We start from the raw sequence: 21,714 nt of genomic DNA, 5'->3' as shown, positions 1-21,714 counted from the left end.
ATTTGGTTGAGGAACTATCTTTCAAGCAAGAATTCTTTATATCTTTTCGACTCTCACAGTTTTTGAATTAACAATTCCTGTTTGTCAACAATCAATTTAATTGCATTTTACTCTCCCGTGTCTTTTCATGCTTGGCTTTATCGTCTAGCTTCTGTTGGTTCAGTGCAATAGGTCTGGTTCAAGTAAACCATAACTATTATTCAGTTTTTAAGATTCCATAGAATAAAGTTTCTGTAAGAAGTTGTTCGAGCTTTTTAAAGGTTTTTACATCAACTTTATCTAAACGTCAATAACAGTTTGAGTTTTTACTAAAAAACTGGTGGTAGTACGTAAGTAAATCCGCTGAAGATTTTCTATCTAATGATAGCCAGGCATTGCTGTACCACAATTCCGTAAAATTACTAAATGTACAATTTATTCATTTAAAAAGGCAGGAGACCTCAATGACCAAAGTAATTAGGGGTAAGATTTTTGTTCTTGATGACAATATAGACACCGATCAAATCATTCCAGCCGAATATCTCACCTTAGTTCCTTCCAAAGCGGATGAGTACGAAAAGCTTGGAAGTTATGCTTTAGCTGGTTTACCCGACCGCTACGGCAAATTTATAGTCTCTGGGGAAATGAAAACAGCCTACCCTATCATTGTGGCAGGAGAAAACTTTGGCTGCGGTTCCTCACGCGAACACGCCCCCATAGCTTTGGGTGCGTCGGGCGTTAAAGCAGTCGTTGCCCAGTCTTATGCTCGCATCTTCTTCCGCAATTGCGCTGCCACAGGAGAACTTTATCCTTGGGAGTCAGTCGAAAGGCTGTGTGACCATTTTGAGACTGGTCAAGAGGTGTCAATAGATTTTGAAAGCAATCAATTGATCAACCATACTCTTGGTCAGATATATAACCTCAAACCTTTAGGAGAAGTTGGACCGGTGATTGATGCAGGTGGCATTTTTGCCTATGCTCGTCAGACAGGCATGATTCCTTCTCGTTAGGGATTGGGTCTACAATAATTGAGAGCGCGATTAACCCATTTATCGAACCGCCTATGGACAACCCGATGCTGCTTAAGTCGACAACCCGGCACATACGGATTTTTGCCGCTGAAATAGACCGGGATGGAGAGCTAGTTCCCAGTAGTCAAGTTTTAACCTTGGATATTGACCCAGACAACGAATTCAACTGGGATGAAGATGCTCTACAAAAGGTTTATCACAAGTTTGATGAACAGGTAGAAGCATATAGCGGCGCAGACCTGACCGATTATAACTTACGCCGCATTGGCTCTGATCTGGAGCATTTTGTGCGAGGACTCCTGCACAAAGGCGAAATTAGCTACAATCTCTCCGCACGCGTCACTAACTACAGCATGGGACTTCCTCAAGTTGCATCCGACGAAAATCAAGAGACTTATGGAATTATGAGTAAAGAATGAAGATGCCCCAGCGCGAATGACGGTGAGTAAACGCGCTGCAGGAGGAGCTAGAGCCATGCAGTGAGGCAGCGCTCTTAGTAGGGTTTTCCGACCTAGGTGAGTCAGCGCGCAGAACAGGGGGTTTCCCCCATGAGCGACTGACGAACCCCGAAGGGGCGACTGCCGTTCACCGTTCGGCGTTGCAAGAGCGTGTGCGTCCCTTGCGCGTGTCCGAAGGACTCAGCACTCAGCCGTGGCGTCAGCCATAGGTGTGCCGAAGGCATAAGGGTCTCCCAACCTAGGTGACTGGCGTTGGTTTCGGTGAACTCACAGCGACTGGCGTGCCTCCTGCGGAGCGAACCACGCGTAGCGTCTGCGTTACTGAGAAGGGCTTTTCCTCTCTAGGCGACTGGCGTTCAAGAGTAAGAATGAAGAAATTGTTCTATCTTCTCTCTTGTTTCTTCTTTGTCTAAATTGTCAGTTCCAATGCTTAAACTCTCAAAATGACCGAACAAGAAAGGGATACAAGCCCCCAACTTCAGTCATGGAGAGGAAAAGAAACCAGAGCTAATTATTCAAGCCCCCGTCAAAACAAGCGAAGGGGTTGACTGGCCGGTCTGCTGTTACTGCAGCCTGCCTTTCTTTTCCTAGTTATCGTCAATCAGTCCGACGCTACCCAACAAAGGAAGGACCTGCTGTCTTGAGTACCAATACCTTTTTAGTCCATTTTTGCTTTATATGGAATAAAAGGGTGAACTTCTGGTTCCTACTCCTGTTTTGAAATTGCTTGGCATTGGTTTATTGATTTGGTTTATTGATTGCGATGCACCCCACCCCCCAACGCCAAAGCATACAAGCGAGGAGGCGCAAGATATGAATTTCGTTAAATTTTGTGAACTTAAAAATCGAATTTAGATGAAAAACGCCCCAACTTTGTTGACTATTGACCGTTCAACCTTGACAGGAATTTTAGTCAACTATCCACGCGCTCATCCGCCATATTTATGCCGACGGATGAGTTGAAAAAACAGTGGCGTTCACTAAATGTAATATTTGTCTATAAAATTTATAATTATTACAAAGATTTATAACTATTACAGATAAATAGCAGAAGACTGCTATTGATTAACAACAATGATGCAAATTTTGTTAGTCGTACTCCAAGAGTATTTTATCATGCAGAATTCATAACTATTCAACGAGAGAAACCTGATAGATTGGCTCAATAGAAAACGGTCAGCAGTGATGTACCTGAAAGCTAATTCTAAAAGCTCATTGCTGACTGCTGACCGCTAAATATCTACCACCAAACCCTATTTCCTTCTTCGTCAACTCGTGCTTGTCGAATCACATCAGAAATTTCTTCTGCATCTTTCACATGATGTAGAGCTTTTTGTTCGCCATCGGGTTCGTCAACGACAAAATAAGTCGGAACTTCAATATGATCACCCGTGATATCGGGAGAATCAACGGCAAGTTGTTGTGCCTTCTCTTCAACTGCTTGTGGTTCTTCAGAAATGACATCACCAGGGTTAACAGCACGATGAATATCTTTTTGTTTGTTATCTTCCATTATTGTCTCACCAACAATTAAGTGTGCTAAATGCTGTTTAAAGTGGGGATGTTATCAATAAGCTAAAATAAGGTTCATCGTTAAGACTTAATAGCAACGAGCAAGCGCTAGCTATAACTTGCCTTGGGTCTTAACTAAAAGCTGAATTGATTCCCACATACATATAAACTAGAGAAAAAGTAAACTTATCTCCTCTTTCTGATGGAATAACTTGTTTTTCCAAAAGTGTAAAGTGTAGGGTAAAGTTAGTTCACACTAAGCGCCCTATCTGGAGATACATGACAAGAAAAATAAAACAAAGGAAAAAACTTGTGATTGAAAAGACAGTTTCTGATCAGGCAAGCTTTGAACAAGGGAGGTGATGAAGCTTTCACAAAGTTATCTGAAATTTTAGGTAGAGGTATGAATTTTTGGTGAAGTGCGCTCTTGTTTGAATATCTGTTCTCTTAAGATACAGCTGCAATAACCAGAGGACTGTATGCGTTACTTAACAATGCCTTCTCATCTTTGTGGTTTAGTGCGTGCCATATTGATAAAAGGACAGTGGAAGCGGCTTGATGCCTGCTCAAGCGGGAAGTATGTATGAGTACATCCAGTGGGTCGCGTTGCGTACCAACTGAAAAATCTCCCTCCTTGATCATTGAGCAAATTTTTCAAAACTCTTAGCATCTTAAGTTTCGTCCGCAAGTTAAAATCGTGATCCAAAATTGGATATATCAGATATGAGCGGTCAACAGTGCCGCTGCCAATGCTGTTGAAAACAAAGCCAATCTGCTGATCGGTGCGAAGACTATGGAAAATGATGCGCCAACGCTCTACTGCCCCAATGAACTCTGTCAAGCTCCAAATCCCTTGACACACAAGTTTTGCCTGCGATGTTCCACACCCCTACCCAAACGTTTCCTCTGGGCTGTGGCAGACGGGCAGAGCGTGGCTAACGCTGGAGAATTATTAGCCGATCGCTATCTGGTTATCAGCAAAGGGCTTGTTTTAGATACCAAGCCTGCGTTCTTACCTCAAACACCAAATGTAGAACATTTACAGGGAATCAGACCTTACTTGCGGCTATTTGCCTACCGCTTGCACGTACCGCAGGTGTATGGAGTGCTGGCGCTGACGGACAGCAGTTCTGGCAAAGAAATATTACTTTTAGAAAAACCTCCACTTTCTGTGCTAGAGAATACAGCGCTAGAAAGTACAGCTTCGTTGGAAGTGGAGCTGGCGAGCGAGCTAACCACTGCTTGGAGTTCTGCAACATCAATGCGCCAACTCAATTGGCTGTGGCAAATAGCTCATCTGTGGCAACCTCTTTCCAGTGAAGGCGTAAGCTCTAGCTTACTCAACCCAAAGTTAGTCAGAGTAGAAGGACCGTTAGTACGTTTACTGGAATTGCAGCATGACAATCAAACTTCCCCTGGTTTACCTCAACTTGGGGAATTTTGGCAGCAGTTACAGGTAAATGCCAAAGGAGCGATCGCGGAATTTTTGAGTGAAATTTGTCGTTCTCTGATTGCCGGAGACATACAATCAGGTGAGCAACTTATTGCCGTTCTAGATAGAGGATTGGCACAATTAGGTCAACACCAAACACCAGTCATCAAAATTGCCACCAAGAGTGATACCGGACCGAGCCGCCAACGTAATGAAGATGCTTGTTATCCGCCTAGTGGCAGCGTTATCAGCAAACCTCCTCAGCCGACAGCCCTGGCTATTGTATGTGACGGCATTGGCGGACACGAGGGAGGCAATGTTGCATCCAATTTAGCGATTGAAACCATCCAGCAGCAGCTGCAGGACCTGACAAAAGCGTTCTCTGAGCACACAGACCCCGCAACTCTACTTGCGGACTTAGAAAGCGCAGCAGCTGCTGCTAACGACAAAATCAGCCAGCGCAACGACAACGAACATCGACAGGGGCGTCAACGCATGGGCACTACCCTAGTGATGGCATTGCCCATTGCCCACGAAATGTACATTGCCCACGTTGGTGATAGTCGTGCTTACTGGATCACACGCCACGGTTGCTATCAAGTCACCCTAGATGATGATGTAGCCTCGCGTGAGGTACGCTTAGGGTATGCCACATACCGGGATGCCGTCCAACAGGGAGCATCCGGTTCCTTGGTGCAGGCGTTAGGCATGAGTGCTAGCAATTCATTGCATCCGACGTCACAACGGTTTATTCTCGACGAAGACTGTATTTTCCTGCTGTGTTCCGACGGTTTGAGTGACTTTGACCGGGTGGAGCAATATTGGGAAACAGAAATTTTACCCATTATTACTGAAAAAGGTAATGTATCAAAAGTAACAGATAAATTATTGGAAATAGCGAATAATCAAAATGGACATGATAATGTGACTATCGCTGTCGTACACTGCCAAGTTAAATACTCAGAACCAAAATCAAGCCTCAAAACCGTGCTTGCTGACCTCTCCACAATACCAGCAGCCACAGCCCCGCAAAGCCAGCTAAGAACAGCACTCACACCAGAGTACAGCCAAAACCAGAAAACTCACGTCATCTCAACAAACAAGCCTGCTAAAGGTATAAAAGTACCGCTACAGTTGATGGTTATTCTGCTGCTGTTTTTAGCAAGTGGTATAGTAGGATACTTGTGGCTACAGGGATTGCTTGCTATGCCGAAAATACCTCAATCTTCACCGGTGGCAAATCCTACGGATGCCGCACCATTACCACCAGCGGTGACAAGTGGTTCTCAAGGCAGTTCGGGCAATTCCAGTGTGAATGCCAAAGGGGTGATTCAGACTAACAGCGAAATAGAATTCATGAGGACGAGCGGATCCCCAACCCAAGCTATTGCCCCAAACGGTAGTGTTTTGCAAATTTTCAAGACGCAAAAAACAGACAAAGACACTTGGGTCTATTTGCGAGTCTGCTCAATTGTTGCCAAAGCAAGCCCATCAAACTCACAATCAACTTCTGTTGCCAAAAAACCTTTGCTCACCCCAGGGGACGAAGTCAGAATTTTATTCTCCAAACTCAAATCGTTCAATTTCCCCAATGCTAAACCAGAAGTGGTAAGCCTATGTCAGCCGCAAGATGCTTCTCTCCCGACTGTTGAAGAATCAGCAACTGAGCCTAAGCCAGCCGTGCCCAAACAGTGAGGTATTAAAATAGGTGACACCTGCTAGTCGAAGAGCAGCATAGCGTCAAAAACTCGATAAACTGGTAGAAGACTGAAATATTACAGGTGATAACTTTAAATAAAAAAGTTTAAAGGCGAAAATTTTTGTCTTTTAAAATTGTTATTTGATATTTAATTTTACCTTTTAGATTAACGAATCCATGCCATCCCTTAACCTGGCGATCGCGCGTCTCGTGAACACCGGCACTGACAGTTTCGCCATTTGGGTGGTGAACGCTCCCTATCCCAGTGGCTATGTTTTGCGTGATTGCGTGTGGCTTCCACATCTGTCTCAAGCTTGGCTTGAGTGGCAGCAAATGTTTGCCGAACACAGCCGCTTGGAGATTTCCCCAAAAGCAACGCCCAAAGCGGCAAATCCTCTACCTCTGGATTTTGTTGTCCCAACTTCTGGTCAAACGACCAGTTACAGCAGCCGTCTGATGCAATACTTGGGCATCAGCCTGTGGAATTGGGTATTTGACGGACAAATTCTTAATAGCTTTGAACGCAGTCGCGGGATTGCTATGGGTCAACATACGCGTTTGCGCGTGCTGCTAGAAATTCGTGATCCGGATTTGATTGCCCTGCCTTGGGAAATTATGCAGCGCGAACCAGGTCAATCTGCCATTTCTCTGTCGCAACACATACTCTTTAGTCGTACGACGAGCGAAGTCGAACCCCTACCTTATCTACGCTCAGAGCAAGCGTTAAACATACTGCTGGTTTTGGGTGAAGATCAACAGCGGCTACAACTTGAAGAAGAAGCCGCTATCCTAGAACAAACCCTTTCCAATGGATCGCTTGTAGCAAGCAGTTACAATGGTTATGCACCCTGCATGGTGACAACACTCCTGCAACCCACTCCACAGGAGTTGATTCAACAGCTAGAAACAAAGGCATACAACGTCTTATTTTACGCCGGTCACGGTCAGAAAGGACCAGACGGAGGGTTACTGTTTTTGGCAGCAGGTATGACCCTCAACGGAATGGAATTAGCCCAAGTTTTGACTCATACTGGTGTGAAACTGGCGGTTTTCAATTCTTGTTGGGGAGCACAACCGGCTGCTATTGCACACCAAGCTATGCCCCACAGCAGCTTGGCAGAAGTGCTGATCCGTCAAGGTGTGCCTGCGGTTTTGGCAATGCGTGATGAAATAGCACCTCACGAAAGCCACACTTTTATTCAAGCTTTTGCTGCTGCTTTGCGATCGCGCAAACCAATTGATGAAGCGGTGGCGGAAGCAAGACAAAAGCTATTGACAACTTACAGGTTCAATCAACCTGCTTGGACATTGCCAATTCTTTACCTGCATCCAGACTATAATGGTGAACTTATAAAGAGTTTTGATGAGGGGATTACAGAACTACCAGAAACTTCTATTCCTGGCATAGCTTCGATGCTTCCCAATGCTTGTTTGCGATCGCTCTCACCAGGAGGTAGAACTTGGTCACTGCGACCAGGTGTCACCCGCATTGGTCGCACGGCAGACAATGATATTGTGCTTCCAGAACCTTCAGTTTCCAAACGCCATGCCGAAATCTTATCTCGCAATACTCTGACAGGATCTACCCCAGTGCGAACCTATTACCTGCAAGATTTGTCCACCTACGGTACTACCTGGGTTTTACTTGCTAATGGTTGGCAACAAATCCATCGTCAGGAAGTCCCTTTACAATCTGGTATGCAGTTAAAGTTTGGTAGTACGAAAAGTCAACCTTGGGAGTTCATCATTGATAATGTTTGAGCTTAAGGATTGGAAACATGAATTTTCAAACCACCTGAACATAGCCAAGTCAACCAACACTTTTCGGTGAAATTGCATTCTTTTTGCGGAAATGAGATTCTGGCAGTTGTAGCTGTCAATACCGATAAATAATTCAACAGGAGCGACACATGGCTAACAAAATTAACGGTTCAAATGCTTTTCATTCCATGCCACCTCAAGTCGATTTAGAGCTTTTAGAAGCACTCTTGGAACCAGAGGATGCTACATATCCTTGGAATCCAGCAGACGAAGAATCAGAAAACTATTTTGCACAACTAGAACAGCAGTTCCAGTTAGAGGATCTCCTCGATGAGGAACTGACAACACGCTCACAAAATTTTTACAATCGCTTAGACACGCTTTGGTCTAATAATTTCAATTCCAAGAGCTACAAGTATAATACAAAATCTTCTTTGGTGGCGAATCTTCAAAAAAATTTACAAGCTGGTTTTGCCGCCACTGTGCCTCAAGATTGGATAACAGTTATTGCGCAAAAAGCTGCTGAGATTTTTAATTCCGGGCAATCGATGGGTGAAAAACTGGTTGAGTGCGTTGAATCTGTCTTACCTAGTTGGGAAACAGATGACCTTTTGGTTATGGCGCGTCCTTTTGCCTACGCTATGAGAAGCGGCGAACAGCAAAACGTAAATTCCGTGGTAGAAAACGTAAAAAATCGTGAGTGGACAAATCTCTCAGAAGTTGAAAAGGCAAAAGTCAGTCTAGCAGTTGCTTATCAAGCCCTCAATCAGCTCAACAAGTCTCCAGATGAAGCCTAATTTCAACTTTCTCTTTTCTGCTTTCATTTCATTGAAGCCACAAGTTGCTCTGATTCCAAGCGGCAATTTTGTAGCACACCTCAAAATGCATAAATTTTCATCTCTCTTCAGACAGAAATGCCCAATGTAACCTAACCTTAGCTAGCCCCAAAACGACCATCATCTATCCAAAGACATAAAAATTATTTGCCCTCTTCTCTCCCTCATTTTTCTCATCTCCTCGCACTGCTTTATTTAGGCCCAAGAAAACGGGTAGCGAAATTTTGCGATCGCGTTGGTGAAAGCGCCCTAGCTTTGAGAATAGCTGCCATCAAAAAGGCGTAAGACAATACTCCAACAACCACCAACAGCAAACCGTTGATAACTCCTGTTGCATTCCACAAAGCGTGCAGCCCAGAGGCTGTTAGATAACCAACTGGCAGAATTTGTAAACATTTGCTGGGCTTGAGTACAGCTAACCCAATAAAATACCCAAAATAACCACTATAAGCCATATGCCCGGCAACGGAGCCTAAAGTTCGAGCAATTACCAGTTGCAAACCTGCTAGATCACCAGCCCCTGTGCCGAACTGGGCTGAAACAGCTTGAGTAATATTAGGTACATATTGTCCGAGAGTTTCCAACAAGGTAAAACCCACAGCAGAAGCCGTTCCCAGGAGAATACCATCAAGAGGTTCAGCAACACCGATACGTTCCCGCCACGGCGATGGTAGTCGTCTAGCAATGAGAAATGCTGCTAGTACAGGTATTGCCTTGAGTAATTCCTCCATCAAGCCAGCGCCGAAAAGCATCCGCACCAGCAACTCTGTGAAAGTGATGGACTCTTGTTCTGAGGGCAAGTTACCAGGTAAGAGACCGCGAAACACAAAGATAAACAAATCTAACACGGGAGTGAGCAAAACCACTGTCGTTGTTAACGCCGAAGCAAGCAGCACCCACCAAGGCTTTGGTTTACCACACAACTGGTAAATAAAGTAGTAAGCAGCGGAAGCTATATAAATCGCGACTATGACTTGATTTGCGCTTGGTTGACCTACCGTGGCAAACATCAGTACCACGAAGACAACTGTAAGAATTCCGGGTATCAGGTAAGCTTTACGAGTTAAATCTTTGCCAGTAGAAATAATCGGAAACAGTTGGGTGAAGCTGATGGAGTCTGCTGGCTTTGGGGGGTTTGGAGGAGGTTGGTAAAACGTTGAGGTCGCTGTTGGGTAACTATTTGCTGGAGGAAGCGGTGTCGCTGCTGCTGGAGCGATCGCAGTGGCTTGTTGTTCTTTGAGTTCATACTCAAAAACGAATTCTGGACCATCATGACCTAGAGTAATGCGATCTCCGTTGATCAATTGCTGACAACCCTGCAACCGTTGTCCGTTCAGGTACGTGCCATTGGCACTATTCAAATCACAGATTATCCAGCTAGGTTGTGCATCTGGGGATGAAGCAAGAGGACGAAGCGCCGCATGACGACGAGATACCATGCGGTACAACATGGCATCTAATACAACTTGGGAACTGGGATCACGTCCAATGACTACCTCTTGACTCGAAAGCAGCGAGTAGCGAGTTTCCGATCCAAAAGACGCTCCCATACCAGACACTTGCCGCAGGATTGCATTCTGTCTTGCGTTTTTGCCTGTCATCGAGTTACAGGGTGTTTCTAAACTATTTATTGTAGGAATTGGCAGTAGGACTTAACCCAAGCCACAACAGCAAAATTGCTAAATCCACTATAGCTTCAGTCACTGCTTATCAATGAGAAATTAAAAAAATCAAAATAAACATAGTCTTGGTCAGTATGACTGTTGACAGTTAACCGTTAACAGCCAGCACTATCTGTAAATTCTCTGCCACCATCAAAAGCCTATTTGCCTGACTTTCCCTTTTTTAGAAGAATTATGCTGCTTTCTACTGGACAGTAAAACCGCCATCAATGACTAACTTGTGCCCTGTGATATAGGACGCAGCATCAGAACATAACCAAATAACTGCATTTGCGACTTCTGCTGCTTCCCCGATTCTTTTAAGTGGAATTGCGTTACTCACTTGTTGAAGCCTATCTTCTGGAACATTGGATAGGATATCCGTTGCAATCACCCCTGGACTGACAGCATTGATCCGAATTCCCTGTCCTGCATATTCTATCGCTGCCGAGCGCGTTAACCCAATAACTCCTGCTTTAGCGGCTTCGTAGGCAGAGAAATCAGATGTACCGATAACAGCACCTCCTATAGACGCCATGTTGACGATAGCTTTGCTGCTGCGCTCCGCGCAGATCGCACCAGTTCCAGTTTCGAGCATCGCCGGAATTTGATACTTCAGACACAGCCAGACCGCTTTCAGGTTAACATTTGTCTCAGCATCCCATTCCTCCTCTGAACGTTCAGTAAGCGGAATAAATTTTCCAATGCCAGCATTATTAAAGGCACAATCTAATCGACCAAATGCTTCTAGCGTTTTCGCGACTAGTGCTTCCACATCCCCAGCTTTTGTCACGTCAGTTTGCACAAATAGAGCTTCACCACCTGCATCTTTGGCGAGACGAACGGTTTCTTCCCCCTCTTGAGTACGCCGCGCTGCTACAACAACCTTTGCCCCCGCTTGAGCAAACGCAACTGCGGTCGCTCGACCAATCCCGGAACTACCACCTGTGACGATAGCAACTTTTCCACTCAGTCCTAAATTCATGCTTCAAATACCTTTCATAAGGTTGCTCCAAGATCAGTTTGGAGAAAGTGTTTATTGCACTATAACTGAGCGAGCGCCGTGTTCAATTCCCTGTTGACCACACCCCTAAACAGCAGCCAGTTCTAGATGCTCAATTTTAGTACCAAGTACCTTGAGGAATTCTGCCAACCAACGGGGATGAGCAGGCCAAGCTGGTGCTGTTACTAAATTACCATCAACGACAACCTCATCAGCTGGAACATCCACATAAGTACCACCAGCACGCCACACATCGGGACCGCAAGCAGGGTAAGCTGTACAGTTCTTCCCTTGCAGCACATCAGCTGCAGCCAACAATTGCAAGCCGTGGCAAATAGCAGCAATAGGCTTGTTTGCTTGGGCAAAGTGGCGGGTAATTTCTAGCACCTGCTTATTGAGGCGGATATATTCAGGTGCGCGTCCTCCAGGAATGACCAAGGCATCATAGGTTTCGGCTTGTACCTCAGCAAAAGAGGCATTGAGAGCGAAGTTGTGACCGGGTTTTTCACTATAAGTTTGGTCACCTTCAAAATCGTGGACAGCAGTTCTAACTTTTTCTCCAGCTTTTTTGTCCGGACAAACTGCATGAACGGTATGTCCGACCATTTGCAAAGCTTGGAAGGGAACCATCACTTCGTAGTCTTCTACATAGTCCCCAACAAGCATCAAAATTTTTTTAGCTGCCATTGCTTTGATATCCTCTGTCTTTAGTAATTCGTCATTAGTTATTTGTCAATACTAATTTATTGTAGAGTGGAATGGCACTGACTTAAGCCAGTAAAAAAAATGACCCCTTAGCTAAAACCTGTTAAATCTGGTTAAAACTCATTGTCTTTTGAGGGTTCTTCAGATCCCCGACTTCTTAAAGAAGTCGGGGATCTTGTTTATCCAACTTAAAGCAAATGAAATTCCTTCAAAGCTTTGGGAAAATTTTGATTTTCATGACTAGGACGGCTGAGTTTAATCAGGGCAAAACGTTGTAGGGGAGTTAATTCTGCCCACTGTTGAGGCGAAAGCGTCACACCAAATTCTTTAGCTTTTTCTTGAAGGTTTATTGGTATGTTAGTATCCAACCACGCGGGATGCGGTTCAATTGGCAATTCGGCAGCCGATGTACCAGTACGTTGTAGAATCAGGTTTTGGAGATATTCTCTGTAAGCTTGAATTTCGGTTTCTGTAGAGCAAGGTAATTCAACCAAAGCTTCACGATCAGCTTTTGTCAGATGGCTCCAATCAGATAACTTTAACTTAATGCCACAGGTATCAAGTTTACAGCGTACCTGCATGGGAATACAACGCAGAGAATCAACAAAATCTGCTTCAAATTCAAAGAAATCAGGCATATTTTTTTGTTGAGATTTAATAATTTTGTTTATTGCTAATGCGAATTATTAAATAACTGATTGATAAGGCAAGGATGGCAACACCTAACCCTATTATATCAATACCTGATACTTTTCCTAAATCAAGAATGATAATTTTTCTAGCAACAGCAATGAGGGATGTAACAATAACTAATTCAACTTGCAAAACGTGTTTTTTGAGATAACCAGTGATATTTTCTAAAATTTCTAAAGCAATTAAAATATTCAAAAATAAACCAAAAATTTTATATAATGTTGTATTAAACTTACCGTAAGGTGTGTCAAATAATTCTTTAAGCAGAAAAACCGCTAAATCCGCAATTGTTGTAAAAATAACCAGTACCATCAACAAAGATAAAACTTTGGAAACGATCACCTCTATGTTTTCAATAAGGTGCATGAAGCTTTCATCTTTGAGGCTTTCTTTAACTTGCTTGAGTAGTTTCCTCATGTGCTGCACTCCCCTATGAATTAAAAAGTCAACAGCAAAAAGAAAAAAGAAAAACCCCATAGATAAATCTATAGGATGGAAAAAGGATGTTTTGTCGATTTGCCCTTTCTGTTTAAAGGGCACTTTTTTCTTTTGCATAGCTAAAGCTAAGAGACAATCAAGAAAGAATAGTCAAGAATTAGAAACACTATTAAGTAGATAGGTAGAAATAAACCGAACTATGTTAAGAAATGTAAAACCCTCTAAAACCCTTACTAATGACCAATGACTAATGACTAAGGACTGCTTTAACGAGTTAACTTTATTTGTACCGACCTACTTAACTATTGACTAATTCTTCTTCCAAAAATACTGTATGTCTAGCAGCTTAACATTATCAGGGTGACAGTTGATAATAATTCTTTCAATGCATAGTATAATATTGATTAATTGATTGATACCTTGCACCTATCCGTATAAACCACGATTCGCTATAAAGGGTCGAAAGAAATATACATTTTATTACGTTGTTTTTGTCGGAAATCAGGCACTTCAGGCTTAATACTTAATAGTTAAATAACATTCAAACTTTTAGGTACAAGATGTAAGTGAATACAGAACGGCTGCCGCAACTGAAGACTATACACTCTCCTATTCGAGCCGCCCTGTTTTTTAACTGGTAACTCCACAGATTGTATTATTACCAAAGGTAGTAATAATGTGATATCTATCAGTTAACAGATCCAGTAGTCAATGACACTTGGTTACGCAACTCAATATCAACAGTAATTGGCACTAGCTGTACCGCACAAGCTTTTAACTCTGGTTGCAGTGAGTCGGGGCAAGATTCTGGATGAGTTAGGGCATTGGCTTCGGCATTGTCTGCCCACAGTGCGCCCCAATGCATAGGGACAAACACCGTACCAGGTGCGATCGCTCTTGTGACTTTCGCTGGAAATTTAGCTTTTCCCCGGCGCGATCGCACTTCCACCAAGTGATTTTCTGTAATACCTAACTGTGCAGCATCACGAGGATGAATCTCAATAAACGGTTCAGGATGTAAGGAACGAGTTTTTTCTATTCGACCAGTGCGTGTTTGAGTGTGCCAATGTCCGTAAAGTCGCCCAGTTGTCAAGACAAAGGGATAATTCGGGTCTGGTGGTTCTGCCAATCCCCGCGAGTGATATGCTGCAAACCGCGCACGTCCATCTGGGGTGTGGAAACGGAGGTTGGTGTAGAGTCGCTTCGCTGAAGAGGAGGGAGAGAGGGAGGGAGGGAGAGAGTGAGGGAAAAAAGAATTATCTTCTGTCCCCGCATCCCCGTGTCCCCCCGTTTCCGTGTCCTCTTTCGGGTGGGGCCATTGTGTGGGACCTTGCGCCTGTAATTGCTGGTGACTGATCCCGGTCATATTGCAAGGGCGATCGCCAGTCAGTTGGACAAACTCAGCGTAAACTTCAGCAGAGTTGGTAAAGGCGAACTTGTCCACAAAACCTAGCCTACGTCCAACTTCTGCAAAAATTTCCCAATCTGCTTTCGCTTCTCCTGGAGGTTGGCGGAATGCTGGACACAGCGTGACCATTCGTTCCGAATTTGTCATCACGCCAGTTTTCTCACTCCATTGGGCAGCTGGTAGCAGAACATGAGCGTAAGCAGCGGTTTCTGTGGGGTAGTAGGCGTCTTGGTAGATTGTAAAGGGCGATCGCAACAAAGCCTTCTTAGTCCGCTCCAAATCCGGCATACTTACAGCAGGATTCGTTGCAGCAACCCATAATAACCCTACAGTGCCATTTTCTAACCCAGTAATCATATCCCAAGCTGTCAGACCAGGATTGGGTGAAATTTGCCCTGGCTTCAGCCCCCAAAAAGCCTCAACTTCTGCGCGGTGCTGGGGATTTTTCACGACCCGATAACCAGGTAACAAGTGCGCCAAACCTCCGGCTTCCCGTCCTCCCATTGCGTTTGGCTGACCTGTAAGCGAGAAAGGTCCTGCTCCTGGTTTGCCAATCTGCCCAGTCATCAGGTGCAGGTTAATGATAGTTCTGACCTTAGCGGTACCTTCTGAAGATTGATTTACACCCATTGACCACAAAGACAGCACCCGCCCAGATTGACCCCAGTATTTGGCTGCTGTTTCTAAATCTTCAATGCTGATCCCACATTGATGAGCTACCACTTCTGGGGAATAGTGGCGAATCACCTCAGCATAGGCGGGAAAGTTGCTGGTGCAGTCATCGATGAACCCAGCCTCAATGTAGCCCCAGCGCATCAACAAGTGAGCGATACCGTTTAACAGGTCGATATCTGTACCAGGACGAATGGCTAAATGTAGATCAGCGGCTTCTGCGGTCGGTGTGCGCCGGGGATCAACCACAATCATTTTGACTTTGCGGTTCTTTTTGTGGTATTTTTCGAGCCTGTTGAAAACAATCGGGTGACATTCCGCTGTGTTGGTACCAATTAAAAACGCACAGTCGGTTAACTCCAAGTCTTCATAACAGCATGGGGGACCATCCGAACCAAAACTTTGAATGTAGCCAGCCACAGCACTCGACATGCATAAGCGCGAGTTGGCATCAAAATTATTGCTTCCCAGACACCCTTTAAGGAGTTTCTGAGCTGTGTAGTAGTCCTCGGTTTGAAACTGACCGGAACCATACATACATATAGCTTCTGGTCCAGTGGTGAAGCGCACGGTTTGAATGCGCTTGGTGATGATATCAAAAGCTTCATCCCAACTGACGCGCCGAAACTCCTGATCCAAAGAGTCTCGTACCATTGGGTAATGCAGTCTGTTTTTGTCTAACGACTCTGCGATCGTCGCGCCTTTAACGCAAACCATACCCTGACTTGAAGGGTGCGCTTTATCGCCTCGCACCCGCCAAATTGGATTTCCTTGGCTATCTCGATGAGTTGCTTTGCCATGTTGTGCTGGTGGAGAAACTTCCAGTCCACAGCCAACACCACAGTATGGACAGAGGGTTTTGGTAAATTCTGTCATGGTAATAGCACCATGTATGTTTATAAATTGTTTAAATGTTTAGTTTGTAGAAGAGCAATTTCATCAAATTGCTCTGTTTTCAAACCTTTTCTATTCAGTTGACAGCAAGGACACAATTATCGAATTTTGATTGATAAAACCTGAAATTTTAGTGAGCAAGCTTTACTTCATCTGGTTTACTTATTCTCAGTAACCGTTTGCGGAAGTATTTCTACTTAATTAAATATGATTTGATAAAAAGAAAATGTTATTACAGATACATTTTGTTCTTTTTTTGGCTTATTAAATAGATTTTCATGACGCAAATTCTGCCATTCACGAAATTTCTTAAAAAATCTATTTTTGAGAAATTTAAACCACAGATGGGCACAGATGGACACAGATGATTTATCTGCTTTTATCTGCTTTTATCTGCGGTTTAAAAGTCTCTTCAACCAGGGTTATGTAAAGAATTTGTTCAAAAAATGCAGGTTAAGGCATTAATTTTTTTTGTCTTATTCCTTAGCTAAGATGCCAGTATTTTGAGGTGCGACTTCTGGCGATTCACCTTCATAAGCAGCAGCAAAGGAACCCTTTGGTTCTTTGAGGAAGAAGGCACACATAAAAGCGCAGATTAGAGCAGCTACACCCATTGTGGTAAAGAGTGTTGGCGCATCGGTTAAGCTGAAAATTGTCAGATAAACAACGCCTCCAAAGTTACCGTAAGCTCCCACATTTCCGGCAATTTGTCCAGTAGCTTCCTTTTTAATCAAAGGTACAATACCGTAAGTTGCACCACAGCCAGCTTGAGCAAAGTAAGCGGCAACCATAGTAACTACAATTGCCACTGGAAGCGCCCAACTGCCGTTAATATAATGTGCCGTCAAATAGCTCACACCAATGCCAGCACTGATAATTGTCATTGTCCATTTGCGAGAGCCAAATTTATCAGAAATTAAACCACCGCTGGGACGAGAAATTAAATTCAAGAAGGGATAAGTGGCGGCAATCATACCAGCTACCACGTGTTCTAAACCAAAAGTTTTTTCAAAAAACGCAGGCAACATCGAAACGACAGCAAGTTCAGAACCAAAGTTAGTTATGTAAGTGAATTCGAGTAAAGCGACTTGACTAAACTGATAACGTTCAGAGGGAGCGTAAGTTTTCTTGCCAATAAGAAGTTCTTTGTTAACCTGCCAAGCTTTGTATGTTTGGTAAGCAAATAATCCTGCCAACAGTACCCAAACCAGATACATTTGGCTCTGATTTAAAAAGTGAATGTTCTTTTGAGCCAAGCGCCAAGCTAATAAACCCAAGGCAAAAATCAAACCAAAATTCGAGATAATCATTGCCCAGAAACTTTTGACGCTGGTTACTTCCAGGGCACCATTTTTTTTAGGTCTTTTGTAAGCTTTGCCAGGAGGTGTGTCTTGGACGCTATTCAAATAAATCACACCGTAGATAGCAGAGATGATCCCGGTGAGGGCGATCGCAAACCGCCAGTTAGAAGCGCCACCACTCATAAAGCTAGCAGCAACTGCAATCAGAGGTAGCGTAAACTCTGCCCCAAAAGCACCAAAGTTACCCCAACCACCATAAATACCTTGGGCAATTCCAATCTCCTTTGGGGGGAACCATTCCGACACGAGCCGAATACCCACCACAAATCCAGCGCCCACAATGCCCATTAGCAGGCGGCTGATTACGAGATGGTTAAAATTCTGTGACAGCGCCGTTGCAAAACAGGGAACAGCAGCAAACATCAGCAGCATTGAGTAGGTAATCCTCGGACCAAAACGATCCAGAAGCATACCGATGATGATTCGCGCCGGAATTGTCAGGGCTAGGTTGCAGATGCCCAAAGTTTTAACTTGCTCTGGCGCTAGATGAAGCTGCTTGCCAATGGTTGTTGCAAAAGGAGCAAAGTTAAACCAACAAACAAACGTGAGAAAGAAGGCTAACCAAGAGAGATGCAGGATGCGATAGCGACCGTTGAATGACAATAAGCCTTTGAGCATTGAACTTTCCCAAGTACACAACAGAAAAATTGCATAGAGAAATCTAGGGGCAATGGTTGCAATTGCCCTAAACGAATGGCACTAAGCTGTGATGCATAAAGCTAGCAGCTAGTAGGATGCTTGAAAGCATTCAGCTTCACCATTTTGAATTTTGAATTTTGAATTTTGAATTTTTTTATACTGTGGCTGGTTCTGGCAAGCGTGCGCCAAAGTGTTCAATCAGCAGCTCGCGCAACACTGGCTGCAAGTCCTCGCAGGGAACGCCTTTGGTAACACAACTTCCCAGTTGTGCCTCCTTGCCAACTTTGCCGCCCATATAAATGTCAACTCCATCCACGGCTTTACCATTTTTGCGAGCTTTGGTGCCCATCAAGCCGATATCTGCTACTTGCGGTTGTCCGCAGGAGTTCGGGCAACCAGTCCAATGAATTCGCACAGGACGAGTCAGTTCTAACTCCGCTTCCAATGCTTTAATCATTGCCAAAGCGCGGTTTTTGGTTTCAATGAGAGCAAAGTTACAAAATTGTGCGCCTGTACAAGAAACGAGCGATCGCGTCAGCGGTTTGGGGTTTATTGTAAACCTATTCAGTAAATCTTCTGTTAAAAATACTTCCAAACGTGAATCAGGAATGTTGGGGATCACAAAGTTTTGTTCAACCGTCATCCGGATTTCACCGCTGCCGTAAACTTCTGCCAAACGGGCTATTTCAAACATATCCTCGGCATACAACCGCCCTACAGGAACGTGCAGTCCTACGTAGTTCAAGCCTGGTTGCTTTTGTTTGTATACCCCAATGTGGTCGCGTTTTTCCCAGTCGATTTCATCATGCGCTGCTGCGCTGATCAATGACTTACCTAGCTGCTTTTCAACTTCTGCACGGAACTTTTCAAGACCCCATTCGTCAATTAACCACATGAGGCGGGCTTTTTGCCGATTGGCGCGTAAGCCGCGATCGCGAAAAACTTCCAAAACAGCTCTACACAAAGCGACGACATCCTCTGGAGGAACCCAAGCATTCAGGGGAATAGCCGCGTCACAACGCTTGGCAGAGAAAAAGCCCCCGACGAGGACATTGAAGCCAAATATTGGGGATGAGGAGCCAGCGCCCTTCGGGTATGCCTTCGGCACACCTTCGGTGAACGCAGTCGCCTGCGGAGGGAGACCCTCCTGCAGCGCTGGCTCACCGTGCGGGGGTTCCCCCCGTTGAGGCGACTGGCGTGGAGATGAGGGGGATGAGGAGGATGAGGGAGAAATTTCTCCCCCTACTTTCCCTACTTCCCTAAAGGCGGGAACGAAAGCCAAATCATTAATTTCGGCGTGAACGGAATTATCGCGTCCACCAGTAATCGCAATGTTAAACTTCCGTGGCAGGTTACTAAACTCAGGGTTGCCTTCACCTTGGTTGGTGATCATGTCTTGAATTTGTTGCACCAACTCTCGCGTGTCGAACAATTCATCCGCATCCAACCCAGCGAGTGGATCACCTGTAATATTGCGGACGTTATCCATCCCTGACTGCACACTGGTTAAGCCAACTGCACGAAATTTATCAAAGATATTTGGTAAATCCTCAATTCGGATACCCCGTAGTTGGATATTCTGTCTGGTTGTAATGTCAGCGCTACCGTCATCACCGTAACGCTGAATCACTTCAGCGAGTACACGCATTTGCTCGCAACTGAGAATACCATTAGGCATCCGCAACCGTATCATAAACTTGCCGGGAGTGACTGGGCGAAAAAACACGCCCATCCACTTCAGCCGATGATCCCGGTCAGTTTCATCCATCGCCTCCCAGCCAAGAGAGGCAAATTTTTCTATTTCTGCCTTGATGGCAAGTCCATCTTTTTCTGCCTTGAATTTCTCAAACTTGTTTAAGCTGGGTGTGGTGGTAGTTGCTGCTTCTGTCATGAGTTAAACTCAATTGCAAATTGCTAGTTCTAGAAAACTTCTGGTGGTCGTTGCTCAACATCAACTTGTCACCTCATAACATCCCGCTTTTATAGGTTTATGAGGTTTATAGTGGAAGAAAGTGTATTTTATGGTGTTTACATACTTGCTAGAAACAATTTGCCTCTACACCGTTTAGATGCAGATTGTGTAATTGCTCCGATACACATACCTTACTGTTACAAAGCTATTCAATTCGTATATTTTGTTACGAAAAATTATATATATTGTTCAAAATGTATCGATTTGATGCATTTTTTGCATAATATCTACGAACTCAAGTGCCAAGTAAAATCAATTTGGTATGCCTATTTGGAAATTTGCAGATTGTGGATAACATCAACCAGCTTTTGGTGCAGGCGCAAGCAGCATACAATGCGTCTAACTGGTCATCGCTGATTCAATGCTTGCAACAGTTGACTCTGGCAAAGCACTTAGAACATCCAGAGGTAGTTAAAAATCAAGAACATCTGCTGGAATTAGCACTCTCGGTTTTAGAAACAGGCGATTTTCAGCAACGCTGGGAGATTGCTAAGGTGATAATTAGCCTAGGAAGTATTGCCATCCCCCCATTGATAGATATTTTAAAAGATGACGCAGATGAAGAACTGCGCGCTTATGCAGCAAGAATTTTGGGGGATTTGAAAAATCCAGATGCAATAGCACCTTTGGTGGAATTACTGAAAACCAATGAAAGTCAGGAACTCAAGGAAATAGCAGCCACTGCTTTAGGGCAAATGGGCGCTGTTGCGATCGCCCCCTTAACGGAACTTTTAGCAGAGGAAGAAACACGGTTGTTAGCAACTCAAATGCTTTCCTTCATCCGACAAAAAGAAACTATCACACCTTTGTTGAGCGTCGTGCAAGATCCACAAGTAGCTGTGCGTGTTGTGGCGATTGAAGCACTCAGCAGCTTTCACGATCAGCGCGTGCAAACAGTGCTTCTTAATGCTTTGAACGATGTCGCCGCCCCAGTGAGGCGGGAAGCAGTGCTTGGTTTAGGTTTTCGCCCTGAGTTACGCGAAACATTCGATTTGGTGGGGAAATTGCAACCGAGGCTTTATGACATTGACCAAGACGTTTGTTGTGCCGCAGCAGTCGCCCTTTCTAGAATGGGTTGTGACGCAGCGGCACAGGCATTATTTCAGGTTTTGATATCGCCAAATACACCGAGAAAGCTGCAACTAGAAACTATCCGCGCTTTAAGTTGGGTGGGGACACTATCCGGGTTAGAGTATCTACAAACAGCACTTGATCAACTACAAACAGCCGTTGTATGGCAGGAAATTGTTACCGTTTTGGGGCGAGTCAGTGGTTCTTTAACCGACAAAGCCGCAGAAATTTTGCTGGGAATGTTGCAACACAAGCATCCAGGAGTTGAGATTCCTAGCATCAAAAGTGCGATCGCCTTATCTTTAGGGCAGTTAGGGAAAATGCAGGCAATGAGTGCATTAACCGAGATGTTAACAGATAAGGATGTTCAAGTTAGACTACACGCCAGCGCTGCAATCAAGAAACTAGATCCAGCAAACCCAATCAAGTGAGTAAAAAAATTTCTTGGCAAACATTGAGCTGTAACAAGCAGTACTAATTTACGCCGGA

At 44.4% G+C, this 21,714-nt stretch carries 15 protein-coding genes; 6 read left to right on the top strand and 9 right to left on the bottom strand.

Annotation, left to right across the window (positions count from 1 at the left end):
* Window positions 1-443: 443 nt before the first annotated feature.
* Window positions 444-989: a 3-isopropylmalate dehydratase gene (locus tag ACM0OZ_RS24990; RefSeq protein WP_414585524.1), complete on the top strand. Its 546-nt coding sequence runs from the start codon at window positions 444-446 to the stop codon at window positions 987-989.
* Between the two features lie 53 nt (window positions 990-1,042).
* Window positions 1,043-1,429, top strand: coding sequence for an NAD(P)H-quinone oxidoreductase subunit M (locus ACM0OZ_RS24985; RefSeq protein ID WP_414585523.1), 387 nt, complete (start codon window positions 1,043-1,045; stop codon window positions 1,427-1,429).
* A gap of 1,279 nt (window positions 1,430-2,708) precedes the next feature.
* Here ACM0OZ_RS24985 and ACM0OZ_RS24980 read toward each other — a convergent pair.
* Entirely contained in the window at window positions 2,709-2,981 is a 273-nt protein-coding gene (locus tag ACM0OZ_RS24980; RefSeq protein ID WP_414585522.1) for a hypothetical protein, read from the bottom strand.
* Between the two features lie 792 nt (window positions 2,982-3,773).
* Between ACM0OZ_RS24980 and ACM0OZ_RS24975 the strand changes: the two genes are divergently transcribed.
* The 3 genes from ACM0OZ_RS24975 to ACM0OZ_RS24965 all read left to right on the top strand — a co-directional run bounded on the left by ACM0OZ_RS24975 (window position 3,774) and on the right by ACM0OZ_RS24965 (window position 8,669).
* Complete coding sequence (locus tag ACM0OZ_RS24975; protein ID WP_414585521.1) at window positions 3,774-6,107, top strand: protein phosphatase 2C domain-containing protein; 2,334 nt, start codon at window positions 3,774-3,776, stop codon at window positions 6,105-6,107.
* 181 nt (window positions 6,108-6,288) lie between these two features.
* Entirely contained in the window at window positions 6,289-7,872 is a 1,584-nt protein-coding gene (locus ACM0OZ_RS24970) for a CHAT domain-containing protein (RefSeq protein WP_414585520.1), read from the top strand.
* A 149-nt stretch (window positions 7,873-8,021) separates the two neighbouring features.
* Window positions 8,022-8,669 (top strand): hypothetical protein, encoded by a 648-nt coding sequence (locus tag ACM0OZ_RS24965; RefSeq protein WP_414585519.1) that lies wholly within the window; start codon window positions 8,022-8,024, stop codon window positions 8,667-8,669.
* 230 nt (window positions 8,670-8,899) lie between these two features.
* Here the strand turns inward: ACM0OZ_RS24965 and ACM0OZ_RS24960 are convergent, their stop codons facing one another.
* The 8 genes from ACM0OZ_RS24960 to ACM0OZ_RS24925 all read right to left on the bottom strand — a co-directional run bounded on the left by ACM0OZ_RS24960 (window position 8,900) and on the right by ACM0OZ_RS24925 (window position 20,073).
* A complete protein-coding gene (locus ACM0OZ_RS24960; protein WP_414585518.1) occupies window positions 8,900-10,309 on the bottom strand; it encodes a PrsW family glutamic-type intramembrane protease in 1,410 nt (469 codons plus the stop codon).
* Between the two features lie 265 nt (window positions 10,310-10,574).
* Window positions 10,575-11,354 carry a glucose 1-dehydrogenase gene (locus tag ACM0OZ_RS24955; RefSeq protein WP_414585517.1) on the bottom strand — a complete coding sequence of 260 codons (780 nt, stop codon included), beginning with the start codon at window positions 11,352-11,354 and terminating at the stop codon, window positions 10,575-10,577.
* Between the two features lie 105 nt (window positions 11,355-11,459).
* Window positions 11,460-12,059 (bottom strand): DJ-1/PfpI family protein, encoded by a 600-nt coding sequence (locus tag ACM0OZ_RS24950; protein ID WP_414585516.1) that lies wholly within the window; start codon window positions 12,057-12,059, stop codon window positions 11,460-11,462.
* A gap of 206 nt (window positions 12,060-12,265) precedes the next feature.
* Window positions 12,266-12,715 (bottom strand): nitrate reductase associated protein, encoded by a 450-nt coding sequence (locus tag ACM0OZ_RS24945; protein WP_414585515.1) that lies wholly within the window; start codon window positions 12,713-12,715, stop codon window positions 12,266-12,268.
* Window positions 12,716-12,731: 16 nt separating this feature from the next.
* Entirely contained in the window at window positions 12,732-13,187 is a 456-nt protein-coding gene (locus tag ACM0OZ_RS24940; protein ID WP_414585549.1) for a phosphate-starvation-inducible PsiE family protein, read from the bottom strand.
* Window positions 13,188-13,896: 709 nt separating this feature from the next.
* A complete protein-coding gene (locus ACM0OZ_RS24935; RefSeq protein WP_414585514.1) occupies window positions 13,897-16,164 on the bottom strand; it encodes a molybdopterin oxidoreductase family protein in 2,268 nt (755 codons plus the stop codon).
* 494 nt (window positions 16,165-16,658) lie between these two features.
* Window positions 16,659-18,161, bottom strand: coding sequence for a NarK family nitrate/nitrite MFS transporter (locus ACM0OZ_RS24930; protein ID WP_414585513.1), 1,503 nt, complete (start codon window positions 18,159-18,161; stop codon window positions 16,659-16,661).
* 175 nt (window positions 18,162-18,336) lie between these two features.
* Complete coding sequence (locus ACM0OZ_RS24925; RefSeq protein WP_414585512.1) at window positions 18,337-20,073, bottom strand: ferredoxin--nitrite reductase; 1,737 nt, start codon at window positions 20,071-20,073, stop codon at window positions 18,337-18,339.
* 368 nt (window positions 20,074-20,441) lie between these two features.
* Between ACM0OZ_RS24925 and ACM0OZ_RS24920 the strand changes: the two genes are divergently transcribed.
* Entirely contained in the window at window positions 20,442-21,656 is a 1,215-nt protein-coding gene (locus ACM0OZ_RS24920) for a HEAT repeat domain-containing protein (RefSeq protein WP_414585548.1), read from the top strand.
* The last annotated feature ends 58 nt before the right edge of the window (window positions 21,657-21,714 follow it).

Origin of the sequence: Scytonema sp. PCC 10023 (genome assembly GCF_963920835.1) — a bacterium.
In the GTDB taxonomy this organism is placed as follows: Bacteria; Cyanobacteriota; Cyanobacteriia; order Cyanobacteriales; family Nostocaceae; genus Kalymmatonema.
The sequence above is the reverse complement of the archived record's forward strand: the minus strand, read 5'-3'. Positions and strand labels throughout refer to the sequence as shown.